This window comes from Azospirillum sp. TSH20 (genome assembly GCF_003115935.1).
In the GTDB taxonomy this organism is placed as follows: domain Bacteria; phylum Pseudomonadota; class Alphaproteobacteria; order Azospirillales; family Azospirillaceae; genus Azospirillum.
Map to the genome: position 1 here is coordinate 22,820 of NZ_LGQU01000091.1, position 20,500 is coordinate 43,319.

15 protein-coding genes are annotated in these 20,500 nt (G+C 65.9%); 8 read left to right on the forward strand and 7 right to left on the reverse strand.

Annotated elements, in window-relative coordinates:
- Positions 1–134: 134 nt before the first annotated feature.
- Positions 135–1,316: an acetyl-CoA C-acyltransferase family protein gene (locus tag TSH20_RS23320; protein WP_109157320.1), complete on the reverse strand. Its 1,182-nt coding sequence runs from the start codon at positions 1,314–1,316 to the stop codon at positions 135–137.
- 47 nt (positions 1,317–1,363) lie between these two features.
- Positions 1,364–2,182 (reverse strand): enoyl-CoA hydratase-related protein, encoded by an 819-nt coding sequence (locus TSH20_RS23325; protein ID WP_109157321.1) that lies wholly within the window; start codon positions 2,180–2,182, stop codon positions 1,364–1,366.
- 289 nt (positions 2,183–2,471) lie between these two features.
- On the opposite strand from TSH20_RS23325, the gene TSH20_RS23330 reads away from it, so the two are divergent.
- From TSH20_RS23330 to TSH20_RS23340, 3 genes are all read left to right on the forward strand, one after another.
- Entirely contained in the window at positions 2,472–3,719 is a 1,248-nt protein-coding gene (locus TSH20_RS23330; RefSeq protein WP_109157322.1) for an MFS transporter, read from the forward strand.
- Positions 3,720–3,814: 95 nt separating this feature from the next.
- On the forward strand, positions 3,815–4,408 hold the full coding sequence (locus tag TSH20_RS23335) for a sigma-70 family RNA polymerase sigma factor (protein ID WP_247871623.1): 594 nt from the start codon (positions 3,815–3,817) through the stop codon (positions 4,406–4,408).
- Positions 4,405–5,085, forward strand: coding sequence for a ChrR family anti-sigma-E factor (locus TSH20_RS23340; protein ID WP_109157324.1), 681 nt, complete (start codon positions 4,405–4,407; stop codon positions 5,083–5,085). Before TSH20_RS23335 ends, TSH20_RS23340 begins: the two co-directional genes overlap by 4 nt.
- On the opposite strand, the gene TSH20_RS23345 is transcribed toward TSH20_RS23340, so the two are convergent.
- Positions 5,082–5,363: a GNAT family N-acetyltransferase gene (locus TSH20_RS23345; protein ID WP_109157325.1), complete on the reverse strand. Its 282-nt coding sequence runs from the start codon at positions 5,361–5,363 to the stop codon at positions 5,082–5,084. The two genes, TSH20_RS23340 and TSH20_RS23345, sit on opposite strands and share 4 nt — an antisense overlap.
- 31 nt (positions 5,364–5,394) lie before the next feature.
- Positions 5,395–6,180, reverse strand: coding sequence for an SDR family NAD(P)-dependent oxidoreductase (locus tag TSH20_RS23350; protein WP_109157326.1), 786 nt, complete (start codon positions 6,178–6,180; stop codon positions 5,395–5,397).
- A 222-nt stretch (positions 6,181–6,402) separates the two neighbouring features.
- Between TSH20_RS23350 and TSH20_RS23355 the strand changes: the two genes are divergently transcribed.
- Positions 6,403–8,541 carry a 3-hydroxyacyl-CoA dehydrogenase NAD-binding domain-containing protein gene (locus TSH20_RS23355; RefSeq protein ID WP_199232118.1) on the forward strand — a complete coding sequence of 713 codons (2,139 nt, stop codon included), beginning with the start codon at positions 6,403–6,405 and terminating at the stop codon, positions 8,539–8,541.
- 171 nt (positions 8,542–8,712) lie between these two features.
- The gene (locus TSH20_RS23360) at positions 8,713–9,222 is read left to right on the forward strand and encodes a hypothetical protein (protein WP_109157327.1); all 510 of its coding nucleotides are present in this window, start codon (positions 8,713–8,715) and stop codon (positions 9,220–9,222) included.
- Positions 9,223–9,676: 454 nt separating this feature from the next.
- On the opposite strand, the gene TSH20_RS23365 is transcribed toward TSH20_RS23360, so the two are convergent.
- Positions 9,677–11,941, reverse strand: a complete 2,265-nt coding sequence (locus TSH20_RS23365; RefSeq protein ID WP_109157328.1) for a DEAD/DEAH box helicase — start codon at positions 11,939–11,941, stop codon at positions 9,677–9,679.
- A 148-nt stretch (positions 11,942–12,089) separates the two neighbouring features.
- On the opposite strand from TSH20_RS23365, the gene TSH20_RS23370 reads away from it, so the two are divergent.
- The 3 genes from TSH20_RS23370 to TSH20_RS23380 all read left to right on the forward strand — a co-directional run bounded on the left by TSH20_RS23370 (position 12,090) and on the right by TSH20_RS23380 (position 16,342).
- Positions 12,090–12,764 (forward strand): winged helix-turn-helix domain-containing protein, encoded by a 675-nt coding sequence (locus TSH20_RS23370; protein ID WP_146205457.1) that lies wholly within the window; start codon positions 12,090–12,092, stop codon positions 12,762–12,764.
- Positions 12,761–14,842 (forward strand): AAA family ATPase, encoded by a 2,082-nt coding sequence (locus TSH20_RS23375; RefSeq protein ID WP_109157330.1) that lies wholly within the window; start codon positions 12,761–12,763, stop codon positions 14,840–14,842. The genes TSH20_RS23370 and TSH20_RS23375 overlap by 4 nt, the downstream gene beginning before the upstream one ends.
- Before the next feature lie 108 nt (positions 14,843–14,950).
- Entirely contained in the window at positions 14,951–16,342 is a 1,392-nt protein-coding gene (locus tag TSH20_RS23380) for a hypothetical protein (RefSeq protein WP_109492990.1), read from the forward strand.
- A gap of 69 nt (positions 16,343–16,411) precedes the next feature.
- Here TSH20_RS23380 and TSH20_RS23385 read toward each other — a convergent pair whose 3' ends face one another.
- Positions 16,412–17,719, reverse strand: a complete 1,308-nt coding sequence (locus TSH20_RS23385; protein ID WP_199232119.1) for an ATP-binding protein — start codon at positions 17,717–17,719, stop codon at positions 16,412–16,414.
- A complete protein-coding gene (locus TSH20_RS23390; RefSeq protein WP_247874519.1) occupies positions 17,712–20,321 on the reverse strand; it encodes a TerB N-terminal domain-containing protein in 2,610 nt (869 codons plus the stop codon). The genes TSH20_RS23385 and TSH20_RS23390 overlap by 8 nt, the downstream gene beginning before the upstream one ends.
- Between the last annotated feature and the right edge of the window lie 179 nt (positions 20,322–20,500).

Sequence of the window (20,500 nt, forward strand, 5' to 3'; positions counted from 1 at the left end):
GGCGCTGTTGCGCGATTGGCCGCAGACGGAGGCGGATCTTATTTTAATTGATCGTTCAATGAAAAACCTGGACGCACATCTTCCGGCGCAGGAGGATTCCCTCTCCCCGGGGGGAGAGGGGGAACCTCTCGACGTCAAACCCGTTCGAAAATCGCGGCGATGCCCTGGCCGCCGCCGATGCACATGGTCACCAGGGCATAGCGGCCGCCGGTGCGGTGCAGTTCGTGGATCGCCTTCACCGTGATGATGGCGCCGGTCGCTCCCACCGGATGGCCGAGCGAGATGCCGGAGCCGTTGGGGTTCACCTTGGCCGGATCGAAATCCAGTTCGCGGATCACGGCGCAAGCCTGCGCCGCGAAGGCCTCGTTGGATTCGATCACGTCGAGGTCGGCGACCGACAGGCCGGTCCGCTCCAGCACCTTGCGGGTCGCCGGGATCGGGCCGATGCCCATGTAATCGGGCTCTACGCCGGCATGGGCATAGCCGACGAGGCGGGCCAACGGCTTCAGCCCCAGCGCCGCGGCACGGCGGGCGTCGGCCAGCACCACCGCGGCGGCGCCGTCATTCAGGCCGGAGGCGTTGCCGGCGGTCACCGACCCGTCCTTCTTGAAGACCGGCTTCATCTTCGCCAGCCCTTCCGGGGTGACGTCGCCGCGCACATGCTCGTCGGTGTCGAACACGATCGTGCCCTTGCGGGACGCGATCTCCACCGGGACGATCTGGTCCTTGAAGCGCCCCTCGGCGATGGCGTGGGCGGCGCGGCGCTGGCTTTCCAACGCCAGGGCGTCCTGCGCCTCGCGGTCGATGCCGTAGCGGGCGGCGACGTTCTCCGCCGTCACGCCCATGTGAATCTTCTGCCACGGGTCGTGCAGGATGCCGTTCATGTAATCGACCAGCGCCCCGTCGCCCAGACGGGTGCCCCAGCGGGCGCTCGGCACGAAATAGGGGCCGCGGCTCATCGATTCCGCACCGCCGCCGATGGCGACCTCGCAATCGCCGAGCGCGATGGACTGCGCCGCCGAAACGATGGCCTGCAGGCCGGAGCCGCACAGGCGGTTGACGTTGAAGGCCGGGGTGCCGATCGGAATCCCGGCGTCGATGGCGGCGACGCGGCTGAGATAGGCGTCGTTGGTCTCGGTCGGGATGACGTTGCCCATCACCACATGGCCGATGGCGTCGGCCGCGGCGCCGGAGCGCTCCAGCGCCGCCTTGACCGCCACGGTGGCGAGTTTGGTCAGCGGCACATCCTTCAGGCTGCCGCCGAAGCCGCCGATGGCGGTGCGGGCGGCGCCGACGATGACGATGTCGTTCTGCATGGTAGGGTCCACTTCTCGGACGGAGATAACGGTTGGCGGGCGTTGGTTCAGCGGCCGGTGAAATCCGGCCTGCGCTTGGCGATGAAGGCGCCGACGCCCTCAATGAAATCGGCGGTGGCGGCGGTGGCGAGGAAGCGGTCGCGCTCGGCGTCCAACTGCTGGTCCAGCGTCCGGTCGAAGGACTGGCGCATCAGGTGACGGATGCCGGCATAGGCGACGGTCGGCCCGGCGGCGAGCCGCTCCGCCAGCTTGCCGGTTTCCTCGGCCAGCGACGCGGCCGGCACCACCCGGTTGACCAGCCCGATCCGCAGGGCCTCCGCGGCGTCGATCACGTCGGACAGCATCGCCAGCTCCATGGCGCGGCGCAGCCCGACCAGGCGCGGCAGGTGGAAGCTGCCCGACCCGTCCGGCGTGGCGCCGATGCGGGCGTAGGCCATGGTGAACCTGGCGTCGTCGGCGGCGATGCAGAGGTCGGCGGCGCTGGCGAGGCTCATCCCCGCCCCCGCCACCGGCCCATGGACGGAGGCCAGCACCGGCACGTCCAGCCGGTCGAGAACGCGCAGAGCCTCGTGCAGATGGGCGATGATGGCGCCGGCCACGGCGGGAGCCGCGGCGGGATCGTCGTTGAAACGGCCGACATCGCCGCCGGCCATGAAGCCGCGCCCATTGCCGGCGATCACCAGAACCCGCGTCGGCCCTGTCCCGCCCTCTTCCGCCACGCTGCGGCAGGCGTCGAGGAAGGCGGCGGCGGTCGCCTCGTCCAGCGCGTTCAGCACACCCGGCCGGTTCAGCCGGATCCAGGACACGGCCCCCTCGCGGACGAGCAGGACCGGTGGGGCCAGGACCGGTGGGGCGGTGTCGGACATGGTAGCGTCTCCCCTGACGTCAACTGGAGGATCATCGGCTGATGGGAATTACCTGATGGAAGGTATGTTACCGAACGGTATGATCTGTCAACGGTTTGGGTGACCCAATGGTAAGGCAGGGCCGCCGAAGTGCCGGTCCGCAGCGGCGGAGCGAATCCATGGCTTGGCTGTTGGACCCCCGACAGTGCAAGCTGCCGCCCGTCAACAAGTGATCGGAGTCCCCGCCATGCATCATCGGAACCTGACCGGTATACCGGCCATGACTCGCTGACGGCGGCGGAGATCAGGCATGCCTATGGTTGTGCGTTCGGTTGCCTCGCTTCTGCTGGGCGTCGCCTTTCTGATGCTGGGGAACGGTGCGCTGTCGACCCTGATCGGTCTTCGCCTCGCGGCGACCGATTCCGGCACCACCGCGGTCGGGATGATCACCGCCGCCTATTATGCCGGGCTGACACTGGGGTCGCTCTTCGCGCACCGGATCATCACCCGCGTCGGACATATCCGGTCCTTCGCCGCTTTCGCCTCGGTCGTTTCGGTCGCCGCGCTGTCGCATGCTCTGTTCGTCGATGCGTCGCTGTGGGCGGTGCTTCGCCTGACACAGGGGTTCTGCATGGCGGGACTCTACATGTGCATCGAAAGCTGGCTGAACGGCACCGCCACCAACCAAAGCCGCGGACAGCTGCTGTCGGCCTACATGGTGACGCTGTACGGCGCGTCGGGCGTCGGCCAACAGTTGCTGCGGCTGGATGACGAGACCGGCATCCGCCTGTTCATGATCGTATCGATCCTGCTGACGCTGGCGCTGGTGCCGGTGGCGCTGACGCGGACCACGCCGCCGCAACTGCCGGACGTCTCATCCTTCGGCATCCGGCGGCTCTATCAAAGCTCGCCGCTGGGGGTGGCCGGGGTCTTCATCAGCGGGGCGATCACCGGATCGATCTACGGACTTGCCCCGGTGTTCGGCGCCGCCTCCGGTTTCGGGGTGTCGGGGACGGCGCTGTTCATGTCGGTGCTGATCCTCGGCGGCATGGCGCTGCAATGGCCGCTCGGCCGGCTGTCCGACCGCTTCGACCGGCGCAGCGTCATCATCGGCCTGACGGCCGCGCTGTCGCTGATCAGCGTCTGCATGATCGCCGCCGCCGGAATGAACCAGCAGCTGGCGCTGATGGTGGTGGCACCGCTGTTCGGCGGCCTGTCCTTTACGATCTATCCGATCTGCGCCGCCCACACCAACGACTATGTGCGGCGGGAGGACATGGTGTCGGCCAGCGGCGGCCTGATCCTGTCCAACTCGGTCGGCGCCATCATCGGGCCGCCGGTGGCATCGGCCCTGATGACCACGACGGGGCCGATCGGCCTGTTCGCCTTCATTGGCGGCGGCGCGCTGTGCGCCACCGTTTTTGGCTTATGGCGGTCCCGCGTCCGTCCGCCGCTGCCGGCCGAGGAGCAGGCCGCCTTCCGTCCGCTGCCGCAGACGACGCCCACCGTCTCTCCGCTCGACCCCATGGGCCCGCTGAAGTCATCGTCGGAGGACTGATGATTTTCAAAGGGCTCCGTTAAGGAGTTCAGGGTAAGCTGCCCGGCGGTGGAATGCTGACTGGTGGTTGCATGCCGTTTTCGCGGGAACCCCTCTTGCCAGAGCCGCCGGACCAGGATCCGGATCGGCCGTCGCAGAGCCTGGATGCCGACCGGCTGGACACGCTGGTCGGTGCGGTGGCGCGGGATCGCGACCGCACGGCCTTCGCCGCCCTGTTCCGCCATTTCGCCCCGAAGATCCTGCACTATTGCCTTAGGCTCGGCGCCGACCGCAGCACGGCGGAGGAACTGGTCCAGGACGTGATGCTGACGGTCTGGCTGAAGGCCGGCAGCTTCGATCCCGCCCAGGCCACCGTCGGCACCTGGGTCTTCACCATCGCCCGCAACCGGCGCATCGACCGCCTGCGCAAGGAGATGCGCCCGGCCCCCGACCCGGCGGATCCGGCGATGACTCCGCAGTCCCACGCCACGCCGGAGGAGTCCGCCCAGCTGGTCCAGAGCAGCCGGCACCTGCAGGAGGCGATCGGTTCGTTGGCGGCAAACCAATCCGAAGTGTTACGCCGTTCGTATTTCCTTGAGCAGACCCACGAGGAGATCGCCGAGGACACCGAAGTGCCCTTGGGCACGGTGAAGACCCGGCTGCGCCTCGCGCTCGGCCATTTGAAACGCAGCTTGGGGGACAAGGCGTGACGTTGCCGCTCCACCATCCCGATGACCAGCTTCTGATCGGCTATGCCAGCGGGCAGGAGCGGGCCGGCAAGTCGCTGCTGGTGGCGACCCACCTCGCCTATTGTCCCGACTGCCGCCAGCGCGTCGCCTCTTATGAGGCCTTGTGCGGCAGCTGGTTCGAGGAGCTGCCCTGCGACGATCACGACAGCCTGGGCGGGCTGGACGCCCTGCTCGACCGGATGGACGGCCTGCTCGCTGCCGGTGGCGCGCCGGCTGAGGCGAAACCGCCGAAGCCGCTTGCCGCCGGCTCCTTGGGCGGGCGCCCGGTGCCGGAGCCGCTGCGCAGCTGGCTGCCGGAGGCGATCGACACGCCGACCGACGACGGAACCTGGCGGGAGATCGCCAAGGGGGTTTGGCTGTCGGGCTGGGAACGCACCCTGTCCGGAACGACCATCTGCCTGCTGCGCATGGCCTCGGGCGCTCCGGTGCCGGCCCACCGCCACACCGCAGACGAACTGCTGCTGGTCCTTCAGGGCGCGTTCAGCGACGAATATGGCAGCTACGCCGTCGGCGACGTCGCCCAATACGTCGCCGACACCGACCATCACGCCAGCGGCGCCAGCGAGGAAGACTGCATCTGCCTCTTCCTGCTGGACGGCGAGCTGATCTTCCTCGACGAGGCCGGAAACCCTGCTTAGCCGACGAGGTCCTGATACTCCTGGTGCCGCTTGATGTAGGCCTCGATGAAGGTGCAGATCGGCAGCACCTTCAGTCCCTTGGCCCGGATGTCGTCCAGCGCGCCCTTGGCCAGCGCCGACCCCACCCCCTGGCCCGACATTTCGCCCGGCACTTCGGTGTGGGTCAGGGCGATCTTGCCCTCGCGCATGTCGTAGGTCACCAGCGCGGTGGAGTCGGCCACCGTCAGCTCATAGCGGCTGAGTTCCTCGTTGTTCCGCACCTTGTCCTGCAAGCTCATGGTCTTCTTCGCCTTTGGTGATTGCGGATCGTCAGCCGACCATCAGGGATTCCGCCCCGTCGATCCAGACCGGCGTGCCGGTGATGTGCCTGGCCCGGTCCGACGCCAGGAAAAGCGCAAGCTCCGCCACGTCGAAGCTGTCGCCGGACTTGCCACCGGTCAGGGGCACCTTGCCCCGCGGATATTCGATCGGGGTCTGCACCGATTCAAGGTTCCGCTTTTGGGTGTTGTCGGGAATCTCGGTGTCAATGATGCCGGGGCAGATGGCGTTGACCCGGATGCGGCTCGGCGCCAGTTCCAGCGCCAGCATCTTCACCATGGCGAGCTGCGCCGCCTTGGTGCAGGAATAGGCGGTGGCGCCGGTGTTGCTGAACACCCGCGTGCCGTTGATCGACGCAGTGACGATCACCGATCCGCCACCGGCCTTCTTCAGGTGCGGAACCGAATGGTGCAGCGTCAGATAGGCGCCGCGCAGGTTGGTGTTGATGGTGCGGTCCCATTCCTCCGGCGTCAGCTCGTCGATCGGCGCCCAGACGCCGTTGATGCCGGCATTGGCGAAGACGATGTCGAGCCGCCCGAACTCCCCCACCAGCCGGTCGATGGCCTGGCGCATCGCCGCATCGTCGCCGACATCCGCGGTCAGCGCCAGCGCCTTGCCGCCGGCCGCCTTGATCTCCTCGGCGGCTTTCGTGATCTCGTCCGCGGTGTGGCTGAGCACGCCGACGCTGGCGCCGGCCTGGGCGAAACGCACCGCCGACGCCTTGCCGATGCCCGAGCCTGCACCGGTGACCAGCGCGACCTTCCCCGTCAAATCCATAACCCCAACTCCAGCGGTAACCTTCGACCCGAGTGCCAACCTTCGCCCAGGCTCTTCGGTTCCCGATACCGTGTGGCTGGCAACAAATTTCGTATAATGGAACTATATTCCGAAATCTTGATTCGGCTGGATCGTCTGCTAGACTGACGATCCACGGGCCGCCCCCCATGACGCCGTTTGCGATCGGATCGGCCCGCATCCATGGCTTTCCGGAGAGTGCCGATGCCATCGCCGGCCCAGACTGAAGCGGTTCCGTCCAATCCTGTCCAGTATGCGCGCCCAAATGGAGGAGTTTGGGGCCAAGTCGGCGTCATCACCGTCGATTATCCGCCGGTCAACGCCGTCGGCCATGGCGTGCGCAGCGGATTGATCACCGCACTCGATGCCGGGCTGGCCGACGACGGGGCGGACGCGCTGCTGATCGTCTGCGCCGGCCGCACCTTCATGGCCGGTGCCGACATCCGGGAGTTCGGCAAGCCCTCCGCCCCGCCGACCCTGCCGGAGGTGGTGGCGCGCCTCGACGCCGCGACCAAGCCGGTGATCGCCGCCATCCATGGCACCGCGCTGGGCGGCGGGCTGGAGGTGGCGCTCGCCTGCCATGTCCGCGTCGCACTGAAATCGGCCAAGCTCGGCCTGCCGGAGGTGAAGCTGGGCCTGCTGCCGGGCGCCGGCGGCACGCAACGGCTGCCGCGGCTGGTCGGGGCCGCCAAGGCGCTGGACATGATCCTGTCCGGCGATCCGGTCGGCGCGGAAGAGGCGCTGGCGCTCGGCCTCGTCGATGCGGTGGAGGACGGCACCTCGCCGCTGGAAGCCGGCCTGCGCGCCGCAGAACGGCTGCTGGCCGACGGAGGCGTCCCGCAGCCGGTCAGCGCCCGCACCGACCGCATCGCCGGCACCGACCCCGCCCTGTTCGCGGCGAAGCGGGCGGAACTCGCCAAGCGCCAGCCGCACCTGTTCTCCCCCCACCGCATCGTCGACGCGGTGGAAGCCGCCGTCACCCTGCCCTTCGCCGAGGGCACGGCGCGCGAGCGGGAACTGTTCCTGGCCTGCATGGACTCGCCGCAGCGCGCCGGACTGATCCACGCCTTCTTCGCGGAGCGCGAGGTGGCGAAGGTGTCCGGCCTGCCCGCCGATACGCCGACGCGCGACATCCGCAAGGTCGGCGTGATCGGCGCCGGCACCATGGGCGGCGGCATCGCCATGTGCTTCGCCAATGCCGGCATTCCGGCCGTGTTGGTCGACGCCGCGCAGGAGGTGCTCGACCGCGGCATTGCAGCCATCCGCCGCAATTACGAGGCCACTGCCCGCAAAGGCCGGCTGACCGCGGCGCAGGTGGAGGAGCGCATGGCGCTGATCCACCCCTCCCTGTCCTACGCCGACCTCGCCGACGCCGATCTGGTGGTGGAGGCGGCGTTCGAGAGCATGGAGGTCAAGCAGACGATCTTCCGCAAGCTGGACGAGTCCTGCAAGCCGGGCGCGATCCTTGCCACCAACACGTCGACGCTGGATGTCGACGCCATCGCCGCGGCCACCGGCCGGCCGCAGGACGTGCTGGGCATGCATTTCTTCAGCCCGGCCAACGTCATGCGCCTGCTGGAAGTGGTGCGTGGGGCCAAGACCTCCGACACGGTGCTGGCGACGGTGATGGGGCTGGCGCGCAGGATCGGCAAGGTCGGCGTGGCCGTCGGCGTCTGCTACGGCTTCGTCGGCAACCGCATCCTGCACCAGCGCGGCCGGGAATCGATGGCTCTGGTCGAGGAAGGGGCCAGCCCGGAGCAGGTCGACCGCGTGCTGACCGGTTTCGGCTTCCCGCTCGGCCATTTCTCGATGACCGATCTTGCCGGCATCGATGTCGGCTGGCGCATCCGCGAGGAGCGGCGCAAGTCCGGCGATCCGGAGGCGCAGGCGCCCAACTGGCTCGACACGCTGGCGGAACGCGGCCGTTACGGCCAGAAGACCTCGGCCGGCGTCTACCGCTACGAACCCGGCAGCCGCACCCCGATCCCCGATCCCGAGGTGGCGGCGGTGATCGAGGAGGATCGCCGGCGCCGCGGCATCACCCCGCGCACCGTCAGCGACGAGGAGGTCCGCGAACGCTGCCTCTATGCGATGGTGAACGAGGCGGCCAAGATCCTGGAGGAAGGCATCGCCGCCCGGCCGGTGGACATCGACGCCATCTGGCTGCACGGCTACGGCTTCCCGTCCTGGCGCGGCGGCCTGCTGTTCTGGGCCAATCAGGAAGGGGTGGGCAGGATCGCCGAGGCGGTTCAGCGTTACCACCGCGACATTGGCGGCCCGCAATGGCGCCCGTCCGCTTTGCTTCTGCAATGCGCGGCGGAGGGACGGCCCATCGGATGCTGAAGCCGGAATGCGGATTTCAATCCCGAAACTAGTTTCCGTTACTGATTGTTAGGAGTTTCCCCTATACTCTTTCGGCAGGGACGCTCCGTCGCGGTCATCCGCCCCCCCAGCCGGCGGACTCAAGGGAGCCGACCTGCATGAGGAACCCGGGCTTCACCGAAGGGGAACAGCATGAAGGACATCACCGTCGCAGCCACCGACTGGGGTCTCCACGCCGTCGCCTGCAGCGGCCTTCGTGACGCTCCTCCTTCAGCCTGGCTCGGGACGTTGCGCACTGCGCTGTCCGGCGGCAGCAACGGGCGTGGCCTGTTCCTGGATCTGCGGGAGGTCGGCTTTTCCCCCCTGCCGTCCTCCCATCTGGGAGCCTTGGCCTCGGTCGTCGTCCAGGCCGGGACCAGCGCGGTTCTGGTGTCGGATCTCCGGCTCGGCCATGCGCTGTGCGATGCGGTTCGCCGCGGCGGCACGACTGGGGAAACCGCAGCCGGCCTGCGCGTGCTGTCCGCCGACGGCCGCGACCGGGTCGCCATCGCCGCCGCCTATCAGTGGCTGTTGAACGGGCGGGAACCTGCGGATGCCCTGCGGGTGTCCGACGGCCGCCCGTCGGTGCTGCCCTTCCCCACGACCACGGCGCAGAAACGGCCGAACTCCCCCGGTTCCGCCCCCCTGCGCCACGCGTCGTGACCGCCGTGCCGTAACCGCATTTCTTTCCGCAGTCGTCGTCTCAACTGCCTTTTCGCCCCGGCCGGACCCGTCCCGCCGGGGCATTTTATGGGTGGAGCCCTGTCAACCCGCCGAAAGCTCCGGAACGGCCAGCCTTGAACCGCAGGTTCCGCCACGGCCCACGACGCCGAATCACCCCCGTCTTGTAGAGGTCGTTGCTGGTCTCGGCGAAGGCGTTGTCGTACGAGGAACAGCAAAAAGCCCGCGCTCAAGATGGAGGCGGGCTTTTTGGTGATTTGGTTGCGGGGGCGCGCAACCACCGAGAATTGAGGTTGCCGGCGGTGAACATATGACCAGCTCGTTTTTGGTGCAGTTCTGAACCCCTAAAGCTCCGTGCCTGCCACACATATCGATCAGTTAATAATACCGACCAAGAATGCTGCAGGTTGTCAACCTGATGGATATTAATCGACATTCATAGTGGAGAGGTCTTCAGCAACCGGCGCGCAATCTCCGGCAAAGCCGCCGGTTCCAGCTTCTGGCTGGCGAAGGAATGCAACAGGAGGTCATCGGTTAGGAAGGCGTCATACTTGCCGATGCTCCTGTTCGTGGCGGTCGCAGCAAGGCTCATCGCGTCGGGCGCCGGAGCGGACGCGATCGTGTCCAGCGCCATGACGACCTTTTCCCGTGTCGTACCGATGATCTCCAAGGCAACGCCCCGCATGTTGGCATCGATGTCACGGGCGCGCAGGGCCAAAGCCAGCGTACCGAGCTTTACGGTTCCAACCCACGGAAACAGCCAGACATGCCCCTCATCGTCGATCGCTCCGCTGCCGGCCAAGCCGTAGCGAGTGTAGGCCGCTCGCGCCTCAGCCAGCAAAGCCTTCGCCGTGCCGTCGAGGAAACCGGGACTCCCGGTCTCGGCGTACACCTCGCGCATCGTCTCCACCACGGTGTCGTGCAAGTCGCCACCGCCGCCGCCGAAGGGTGGCGGGCGCCCCGCGGAGGATGGCACCACTTCGATCAGCTTTTCCCGGTCCACCACCGCCGTCACCGTCCAGCGCCGACCTGAAAAGATGATGGTCATTCCTGCGGCCAGCGGCGTCACCACCGGCAGGGTGCCCAGCGTGGTGCCGCCATGGACAACGCGGAATTCGGTGCTGGTCTGGAAAACGCTATAGAAGTCGTAATGATCGACCAGCCTTTCTCCCGCCTCACCGAGCAGCAGCGTGCCGTCCGCCGCCTGTTCGATCAATCCCGCCTCCGGACGCCCCATCGCGCGGAGCAGAGCCGCATAGAGCCGCGGCGGAACCAGTCCGAAGGGGCCGTTACGGCACAGGATTTCCCAGGCGGACTTTGCAGGGACGCCGCCGCGCTCGGCGATCAGGGCGAGCGTCTGATGCGCCAGGGTCGAAAGATCGACGGATGCGGGACGTGGTGGCTCCACCCAGCGGCGCAGCAGAAGTGACACCATGGCCACCGCCTGCGTCAGGCCGAAACGCAGTGCGTCCGGTGGCGTCAAGCCGGCGCGAAGTTCCTGCTCCGCCACCAGAAGCCGGAGAGTGGCCGGATGCCCGGCGCGACGGCCGGAACGGCCCATCCGCTGGCGCAGGCTCGCCACCGACCAGGGGGGGCCGACCTGCACCACGCTGGCGATGTCACCGATGTCTATCCCGAGTTCCAGCGTCGCCGTGCAGACCGCCGTCGTCGGCAGCGGCCCTTCGCGCAAGCGCTCTTCGACATAGGCGCGATGGTCACGCGACAGGTTGGCATGGTGGGGAAAGAACTCGTTGGGGACATGGTCCCGCTCGCAGATCAGGCGCAGCAGGTCAGACAACTCCTCCACCGTGCCACGCCGCCCGGCAAACACCAGATGACGGCCGCCGCGCAGGGTCTTGTACAGATGCTCGGCCATGGCACGCTGCACCGCCTCATCCGCATCCTCCGGGAGTTCCTCTTTGGCTTCGGCGGCGGACAACTGGCGCTGTGCCGCGTCGGCCGGAGCGGCCAGGGCCGTCCGGGTGAAGCCCCGCAATTGCAGGCGCAGCAGGCTCTGGTCCGATGCCGTGTCCTCGACCAATTCCACCCGCTCCCCCTCGCCGGGACGCAGGAAGTCGGCGGCCAGCGCCATGTCGCCCAACGTCGCGGATAGGCCAATTCGGGTAATCCGGCGGTCGATCGACACTTCCAGCCGATGCAGCAGGGACTGCAACTGCCGTCCGCGCTCGGCACCGATGAAGGCATGCAACTCGTCAATCACCACGGCATCGAGCGCCCCGAAGAGGCGGGGAATCTCCAGCCCACGCCGGGCGAAGGTGGCCTCCAGCGATTCAGGCGTCATCAGCAGAATGCCGGACGGACGCTGGCGCGCCTTCTGCTTCTGGCTGGCGGAGACGTCGCCATGCCAGCGGTACACCGGCACTTCCAACGCTTCGCACAACGCATCGAGCCGGCGGAACTGATCGTTGATCAATGCCTTTAAGGGACTGACGTAGAGCAACCGGAAGCCGCCGCCCGGCTCGTCGGCGATCCGTGAAATCAGCGGCAGGAACGCCGCCTCGGTCTTGCCGCCGGCGGTCTGCGCAGCGACGATGACGTCGCGGTCGCCAGCGACGATGGATGGGATGGCGGCGCGCTGGATCGGGCGCAGATCGCCCCAGCCCTGCTGCCAAGTCCAACGGCGAATACCAGGATGCAGGAGGTCGAAGGAATCGGGAGCGGTGGGCGTCGGGATCGTCATGTCTCCCTTTCTCGCGCACTATATCGGAAAGCGCGTAACGCCGACAGGTTAATTCAACCAGGAAAGTTGACCGATCCTTGACTCTGTGCGACCTCGGAGTCAATTCTCTCTGTGAAGAGATGGCCCGAAACGCCAGGAAGGTCCTACCATGCCATGGAACTCCGTAGAGACGCTGATCGAAGCGATACCGGAGGGGAAAGCGGATCAGAGTCAGAACATTGACGGATTGTTGATGGCCCTCGCCGAGGACGTCGTCGAGGCCGCCGCAGAAGGCGCGGCCCGGGACGCGGTTGCGGAGTTCGAGAGGCTGCAGTCGCTGTACGATGCCATGGCGCGCCGCCTGCCGCTGGACAGCGAGTCCGATCCGCTTTTCCGCGCTGGTCAGGTCGCGATGGCGGTGGAGATGATGGGCGCGCTCAAGGACCGCGCCCCGTCGGCCGCTTTCGAGGCGCAATTGTTGGCTTCCTCCAGTCAGCCCATACTGAATCTGTTGCTGGAAAAGGAGTACCGCAATGTCGATCTTGCGCAGGCCCTGAAGAAGGATGCGGGGCATATGACCCGCATGCTGAAGCCGCTACGCGACGCCGGCGTCGTCATCAGCCAGAAGTCCGGGCGTGAGGTCTTCATCCGTCTCGGCATCGCCGCGCGTGCCGCCCTGGAGGGTCGGTTTACCGCCGGCGGGTCGATGTCTTCCGCCGAACGCTACCACCAGCGCATGCAGCGCGAACCGGTCGGCTGGACGTTCGAACGCGCCGAGTTGCCGCTGCTCGACCTCACGACGCTCAAGAGCGATGCGCGCGAAGACGATCTGGTGGCGGCATGACTGGGCAGGTCGTCACCTTCTATTCCTACAAGGGCGGATCCGGGCGCAGTATGGCGGTGGCCAATGTCGCCTGGGTCCTGGCCACCAACGGCAAGAAGGTTCTGGTCATTGATTGGGACATCGAAGCGCCGGGCCTGCACCGCTATTTCCTGCCGCTGATGCGCAGCGATCCGGACCTGAAGCGGACGGAGGGGCTGATCGACCGGCTGTGGGCCTATGTCGACCTGCTGCTGGCGCCGAAGAAGGAGGATGCAGGCGACCCGCTCGACCTCGCCGATCTTCGTGGAGTCGCACAGGAGCTGAATTTGCCGTCTGGTGCCAAGGGGTCCTTGCACTTCGTACCCGCTGGCCGGCAGGACGGCGAGTACGGCGCGCGGTCCCAAGGCTTCGACTGGGCTGCTTTTTATCAACGGTTCGGCGGTGCAGCCTTTATTGCGCGCATGCGCGAGACGTTGACGGCGGAGTACCACTTCGTCCTGATCGACAGCCGTACCGGCCTGTCCGACACGTCCGGCGTCTGCACGGTCGAACTGCCGGACACGGTGGTGCACTGCTTCGTCCACAACCGGCAGAGCGTGCTCGGCATCGTCGCGACGGCGGAGTCCATCGCCCGGCAGCAGCCGGAGGGTCGCGCCATCCGCCAATACCCGGTGCCGATGCGCGTCGAAAAGAACGTGCCGGATTACGAGGGGAACTGGCAGTTCGCCCGCGACCGGCTGGACGACCTGCTGAGCGGTCTGTCAACGGAAGAGAAGGAACTCTATTGGGCGCAGGCCGAGGTACTCTACCGCGCCCGTTATGCCGGCGGCGAGACGCTGGCTGCCATCGCCGATCGCCCGGGCGAGCGGAACACGCTGCTGGCCGACATGCTGTGGCTGGCGCGTGAGGTCAGTGGGTTGACGGATCTGGAGTCGATTCGACTCAGTGATGGGCAACGCGAGACCTATCAACGCGCTGTGGAACTCCGGGATCCCAGAGAAGCGGAGTTGAAGACGTTCGCCCGCAATCCTGGCACCAGCTACACCCGCCTATTGGAATGGCTAGAGGAATTGCGGAGAGAGGGCGTCGACTCTCTGTCTTGGGTCGAGAGATTAACTGCAGGTGTTCTAGCTGCATCCGATGACTTGGCCGTAACCGACCAAGTCGAAACCGCATTGGATCTCTTGGAGTGCGCAATCGACACCTACAGGCCGCTTGTTGATAAGCGTGCCAGCCGATTGGCTCCCTGCCTATCGAACCTGCTCTTAAGATCTGCAAACATTTACTTGCGGAAAGAGCGTTTTGATGCCGCAGGTTTGGCCGCTCAGGAGTGTGTGGCCATTTGGCAGTCCCTCAGCAATGAAAAGACTGCTTCGTCAAAGGCGTCGCTCGCCGAGGCGTTGTCTACGCTAGCACGGGTGCATCTCTTAAAACACGAAAACAAATCCGCACAGAAAGTTGCAAGGGAAGCCATCAATCTTCTTGATGATTCCGTATTGAATATAGGAACCAGCGTTTACACGCTTTCGTTTCTATACGCAACCTTAATGAAATCGCTAAGCGCAGAAAAAGATTTCAAAGGATTGAAAGAATCTTATGAAGAGACCAGAAAAATATTTGAGAAAGCAAAGAAAGATGAAATAATACTTGATATACCATCGGTTTACAATGTTCAGATGGCTATCTGCGAGATTATGGGAGATTTTGGTAATTTTGAGGCAATAGCGGATATATGTCGCGCTGTGAAAGAAGTTTATCTCAGCGTGTCATTAAGAACTTCTTCGGCGACCCCTTATTTCTATTACTCACTAGTCTGCGAAACTCTAGTTTTTGCATTAGGAAAAACAAAAGTGAAGGATGAAGCGTTCCAATGCACGAAGGAATGCTTGCAAAATATTCGACCAATTGCGGAAAGAGAGCCGCTGCTTTTCAGAGAGGTGGGACGTCGGCTTCTTGACCGCTACACCAAGCTTGCCAAAGCGGTAAAGGAAGAAATCGACCAGGACCTTGTGGACACGATCAAGAGAATCGCCGGACCCCTTAAGCGCGCTCGCAAGCCGGCGAACAAACATGTTCCCATACATCCGGAGAGCGTATAACCTTCACGCGCAGAAGCGCCTTTGGCATCACCCTTTGGACAAGCTTTTATGTCGCCTCACTCTCCGACCGAACAATTTTTTCCTACATGGTCCGACTATGTTGAATGGGTGCCCGACGTGTTCGCCTGCCTGTGGGCGGAACTGGAGAATAACATCCAAAAGGTTGTCGGGCATGCCTGGGGACATCAGCGTCCGGCCGAGGTGGACCGCTTCGTCGAGTTGCTGCTGAACGCGCCGGACGGCCGACTGCCACCGCTCATGGAAACCTATCTGAAAGGCACCGAACCCTTCGACCGGAAGATTCGTTTCACGGTGCCGCCGAAGCCCTGGCTGCGGCGCGCCTTCGTGGTGGCGCAGAGCATCGACCTCGCCTTCGAGACGATACGGCCCAAGGCAACCCCAGCTGGCGGCCTGCTTAAGGCCAGCAAAGGACTGGGCGCCTTCAACCGCCAGCAGCGGCAGCACGGCAGCTACGGCCGCAATCCTGGCGCGCTGGGACATGTGATCCCGCGCGGGCCGCTCCGCCTGGACAGGGGAAAGGTCGGGGGCAACGGTGACAATCTGGAGCAGGAATTCCCCCACCTCACCGTTGTTCGTCCGGGTGCCCTGGGGCCAGCTTACCGCCTGAACGTCCGTGTGTTGCCGCGGCGGATGAGCGCCGACGCTCCCGACGACACCCGCGTCGGCTTTGTTCCGCTGGCCGAACAAGCCGACGATCTCCACTTCCAGGCGATCACACCCTCCGAGGGTGGCGCGTTCCTTGACGTGGTGCCGACGGACGAGACGGCGCTCGCCGAGCGGGCATTGAAAGCTCTGGCGGAGTTGGATGCCCAGGGCGCACACATCGCCGTGTTCCCGGAACTGTGCGTCGGCCCTACCACGCGCCGCCTCATCCGCGAGGGGCTGCGACGGAAGCCGGCGGGTTCGCTCTCGCTCATCCTTCTCGGCTCCGGTATCAGCGAGGAACCGGCTGAGGAGGATCGCTTCTACAACGAGTGCACCGCGCTCAACGGACGTGGCGACGTGCTGTGGCAACAGCGGAAGATGAACGGCTATGCCATGGATTGCGGTCGGCTTACCGGTTGTGGGATCGACCACACCGCCACGGGGATGGACCACCGGGAATGGACGTGGTCGGGAAATGTGCTGGAAGTGGTGGAGACCGAAGCGGGACGCCGGCTGATGGTCCTCATCTGCGAGGATCTGGAGCAGGACATGCCCAGCCGCGCGGCCTGCCGCCTGACGCGGCCGGACTGGGTGTTCACCCCGGTCCTCGACGCCTCGCTGCGGGTCGGCCGCTGGACCCACAAGCGTGGGTGGATCTGGCGGACAAGTTCATTGATCGCATGGTCGTCGCCAACAGCGCGATCCTGCACGCTCGCGCCCGGCAGACGAATGCCAAGCTGGATGCTGACTGCGGCATCGGCCTGTGCATCGACAGCACCGAGCCGCGCCGCTTCCACATCGCCACGGTCCCCCTGTCAGGCCCATCGCCCATGAACCGGGTTGTAGCCTGGACGCCCGGAAGCTGGGAGGAGACCACGGTAGGCGTCAACCCTCCCTCCTCCCCTACAGCCTGAACGACGCCAACTCGTCGCCGTTACCCTCCGGCATCGCATCGGGCAACGACGTTTCCGCCGCCACCTCCAACGTGCCGAGCAAGCTCTGCCACGATGTTCCGGGATTCTGCTCCAGCACCGCCAGCAGATTGATGAAGGCGGTCACGCTGTTGCGCGGCGTGCGGAAATAGGCGTCGCCGATCCGCTTGCTGCAATGCTCCATGAAGGCGCCCAGCGCTTCGTCGGGAACCGCGTGGCGTGCCGGATCGCCACCGGAGTGGACGTTGCGCAGATTGCGCAGAAGAACATACAAATCTTCCGGCGTCAGGTTCTGAAGGCGAATCACCGGGCCGGACAGATCGACCAAACCGCCTTGCGCGAAGCTGTTCTCGGCCAGCCGCGATTGCAGTGCCGGGTAGCTGTACAGGCCACGCCGCGGGTCCATCAGGAATTCCGGCGTGCCGCCGAACAGGAAGCCGATGTTGGCCGCCGAACCCTGCAACGCATCGTTCAGGATCCGCAGAATCTGTTCGTAATTGGCCGAACGGGCCTGGGCGTTGGTCAGCTTGTAGAGGTTGACCATTTCATCCAGCACGACCAGCAGCCCATCATAGCCGGCGATCACCACGAACTTCGCCAGCAGCTTCAGATAATCGTAGAAGCTGGCATCGTCGATGATGTCGCGCACGCCCAGCGCCTGGCGGGCTTCCGTCCGGGTGGAGTATTCGGCGCGCAGCCAGCGCAGTGCCGCCGCCTTGCCCGCTTCGCTGCCCTCTTCCGACGCCTGCCAATAGCGGGTGAGGACGGTGGTGAAGTCGAACCCGGAAACCAGATCCTCCAGCGGCGCCAGACGCTCGTGAACGACCTCCTCGACCTCCCGGCCCGACGCCTTGGCGGCTTTGTGGGCGTCACCGATGAATCGCTCAACCACGCTGGCCAGCGCCCCGCCTTCCGGTTTGGTGCGCGTCGCCAGATTGCGCAGCAGTTCGGCGTAGAGGCCGCGCGCCTGTCCGCCGCTGGCGTGGAGACGGCGGTCGGGGGCCAGATCGGCGCCGACCACCACCAGCTTCTTTTCCAGTCCGATCAACCGGGCGAGGTTGAGGAAGAAGGTCTTGCCCGCCCCATATTCGCCGATGATGAAGCGGATGGACGCACCGCCCTGGGCGATCCGCTCAACGTCGCGGATCATCTCCTCGACCTCACGGGCGCGGCCGACCTGGATGTGTTGCAGCCCCAGGCGAGGCACGACGCCGGCACGCAGCGCCTGAAGGATGGCATCGCGGTCCTTGGGCTTGATCTTGGCGATCGGTTCAGACATGCGCAGCAGGCTCCGGCATGGACGGTTGCAGAAGGGAGAGGGTGACGGTGATCGGATCGTCATCGTCGAGGATGGCCTCGTCGAAGCGGTCGAAGGCCCATTCGTTGATCGTTTCGATGGCGCCGTCCGGCATCAGCTCCAGCGAGCGGGCGAGCGCCATGTAATCGTCGCGGCTCCACCGTTCGGCGGCGCAGAGTTCGCGCAGCAGGGTCCGGTGTTGGGAATCCAGCCCGTCGAAAGGATCGTCTTCATCCGCATCCTCCTTATCGTCGGCCGCAGCGACGGGGGGCGGGGTTTCCGGCACCGCGACCTCGTCGGCGAACACCGACCCCAGCACGCTGGACACACGGGCGGTATCCGCCTGGATGCGGCGGATGCGTTCGGGGTCCAGGCGCAGCCCGGCGGATGCGTCAGGTTCCGGCGCGGTGGCAGCAGGACCGCCGATAGGACCGGAACCGCCCCGGTCCTCCGCCCCAAGGGCGTGCAGATCGGAGTACAGCGTGTCGGGATTGAGACCCAGGAGCTTGTAGAGCCTCTGGAGCAGCATTATCTCCTCGGCGTCCACCCGCCCGTCGGCAGCGGCCATGGCGATGGCCAGCCGGCCGACATTGTCCCGCGCCTCGACCGGCAGGGCCGCCGCGCGCGACTTCAGCGCATTGCGGTCGGGCGGGCAGGCCTCCAGCCAATGGACATGCGCAGCCAGACGTCGCCGCTCGTCCTCCGACAGGTCGGGCGCGTCGGCGATATGCGCGGCAAGCAGCGCCCGCTCTTCCGCCGCGACGCTGCCGTCCGCCCCGGCGACCATCACCGCCAGCGTCAACCGCAGAAGCGCGTTACGGTAGGCGTCGGACGCGGCCCCGTCCGGCGCACCGTCCCGCATTCCGTCCCCAACGATCCGGAATAGCGCGAGTGGCTCGTTCTGGCGAGGCAACCGCCCGCCGAAGGCCGGGTCGGGTTCGATCCCGTAACCCAGAACCGCCAGGGACGACGCCAAGCCCTGCACGTCGCGCTTGCCCGGCTTGTCGGGAAGGGCGCCATTCACCCGCTGCAGAAGCTCGGTCCAGGGGACCAGGGCCGGACGGTCGGCGGCAAGCCCGTCCAGCCAGCGACGCAACCCTTCCACCGCCGGTGGCGGGGTTTCACGCAATTCGGCCGGCAGCAGCGCGAAGGCCTCTAGGCTGTCGCGCCGCTCCGGACTGCGGCCGAGAAAGCGGCTGTAGGGGTCCAGAGCGTCCATGCAGGTTTCCGCCAGCGGTCGCGCCTTGGTCAGCGGCGCGCTGAGCGCCGCCACGTCCGGCAGTTCCGCCCCGGCGACCTCGATGGACACCGATGCGCGGAAGGTTCCGCTGCACGCCTGATAGGCGGGGCGCAGCTTGCGTTGCGGCGGTTTGACGGTGATGCCGTTGGGGAATCGTTCGGCGAAGCGACGCAGGAAAAGGGCACGGAATTGTTCCGGCGCACGCATCGCCGGCGTGCGCCAAACCAGATCGGGATCGCAATGCAGCCACGCCAGCATCCAGTCGCCCCTGATCGCCTCGCCCGTCGCAACGCGATGACCCAAACCAACCTTGAGGTCGAGCGGCATTTCCCAATTGCGGTCATGAAGGTCCGGCGGTTCGCCCGGCACGCCTTCGAACATCAGTCGCGCCATGGTCAGGAGCTGACCGGAATAGCGCATAAAGGAGGCGTTGGCGCCGTAGACGCGGCGCAGCCGCTCGACTTCGGCAATGATTGCGGGAGCATCCGCCTGGCTGCGGTCGCCGATCAGCCGTCGCTCCAGCCCATAAAAGAACAGGAAGACCAACCCCATATCCGCCTCCGGGGTCGAACGTCCATCGGCGAGCCAGCGCAGATAGGCGTAGCGGTAGACCGGGTCGAGTCCCGCATAGGACGGGAAATAGCCGATCCGCCATTGCGTCGTCCCTGAACGAACCGGAAGTGACGGATCGATCAGACAGTTTTCTGTTCCGGCACGATCCAGCCGGGGCAGATGCCGGCCGACATAGACCATCCCGTCCGCGATTGTGATGCCAGCCACCGTCACCGACCTCCCCGCCGGCACCCACCCTCCGGCTTCCGCGAGGGCGGGAGGAGGAGGTGGCGGCGACGGAGCGGCTTGCGTCCGCCCAAGCCCTAGATTGCTCCAGTCGATGGTGTCGGCCATTTCACCGAACAGGGTCGGGGACTGCACCGCCGGCGGCGAAAGGGGCTTTGCCGGCAGTGGTGGAGAAAGCGGAGCATTGCGGGTGAGGATTTCGGCCACACGCTGGCGGTTCATCTCGCCCGGTGTCGGCGCAGGTGGTGGAGGCGGATTTGGTGCGGAAAGTGGTGCTTTGCGGGCAAGGATCTCGGTCACACGGCGACGGTTCATCTCGCCAGGCGATGGCGAACCGGCATCGCCGAATTGGGGGGCGGTCACCTCAACCCCGGCAGCCTGCTCTTTGGCCTCCGGTTTCGTAACCTCCAAGCCGTTTCCCGCTTCTTCGGCTGGAGTTGACACTGCCATTTCTACCTTCGGTGGGTTGACCCTTAACAAGGCGACCCGGGCATTTTCATCAGCGGCATCAAGAAGCGTCGCCATTTGCGCCGGCTTGGCCGACACGATAGGCCCGTGTCCATCCAAGCTCACGGCCTCAACGACCGGCTCATGCCTGGGGGAAGCCGGAACCATTCGCGAGCGCTGGCCCCGCCGCCAAACCACCAGGAGGCCTGTGCCGCCGATCGCCGCCAGTAGCAGCCAGAGCACGGTCGGACCGGATATGGCGGGGTTTACCCCCCCAT

Excerpts from the sequence above, each read along its gene's own strand:
- TSH20_RS23320 (WP_109157320.1), bottom strand. The coding sequence starts at position 1,316 with ATGCAGAACGACATCGTCATCGTCGGCGCCGCCCGCACCGCCATCGGC.
- TSH20_RS23325 (WP_109157321.1), bottom strand. The coding sequence starts at position 2,182 with ATGTCCGACACCGCCCCACCGGTCCTGGCCCCACCGGTCCTGCTCGTC.
- TSH20_RS23330 (WP_109157322.1), top strand. The coding sequence starts at position 2,472 with ATGCCTATGGTTGTGCGTTCGGTTGCCTCGCTTCTGCTGGGCGTCGCC.
- TSH20_RS23345 (WP_109157325.1), bottom strand. The coding sequence starts at position 5,363 with ATGAGCTTGCAGGACAAGGTGCGGAACAACGAGGAACTCAGCCGCTAT.
- TSH20_RS23350 (WP_109157326.1), bottom strand. The coding sequence starts at position 6,180 with ATGGATTTGACGGGGAAGGTCGCGCTGGTCACCGGTGCAGGCTCGGGC.
- TSH20_RS23355 (WP_199232118.1), top strand. The coding sequence starts at position 6,403 with ATGCCATCGCCGGCCCAGACTGAAGCGGTTCCGTCCAATCCTGTCCAG.
- TSH20_RS23360 (WP_109157327.1), top strand. The coding sequence starts at position 8,713 with ATGAAGGACATCACCGTCGCAGCCACCGACTGGGGTCTCCACGCCGTC.
- TSH20_RS23365 (WP_109157328.1), bottom strand. The coding sequence starts at position 11,941 with ATGACGATCCCGACGCCCACCGCTCCCGATTCCTTCGACCTCCTGCAT.
- TSH20_RS23370 (WP_146205457.1), top strand. The coding sequence starts at position 12,090 with ATGCCATGGAACTCCGTAGAGACGCTGATCGAAGCGATACCGGAGGGG.
- TSH20_RS23375 (WP_109157330.1), top strand. The coding sequence starts at position 12,761 with ATGACTGGGCAGGTCGTCACCTTCTATTCCTACAAGGGCGGATCCGGG.
- TSH20_RS23385 (WP_199232119.1), bottom strand. The coding sequence starts at position 17,719 with ATGTCTGAACCGATCGCCAAGATCAAGCCCAAGGACCGCGATGCCATC.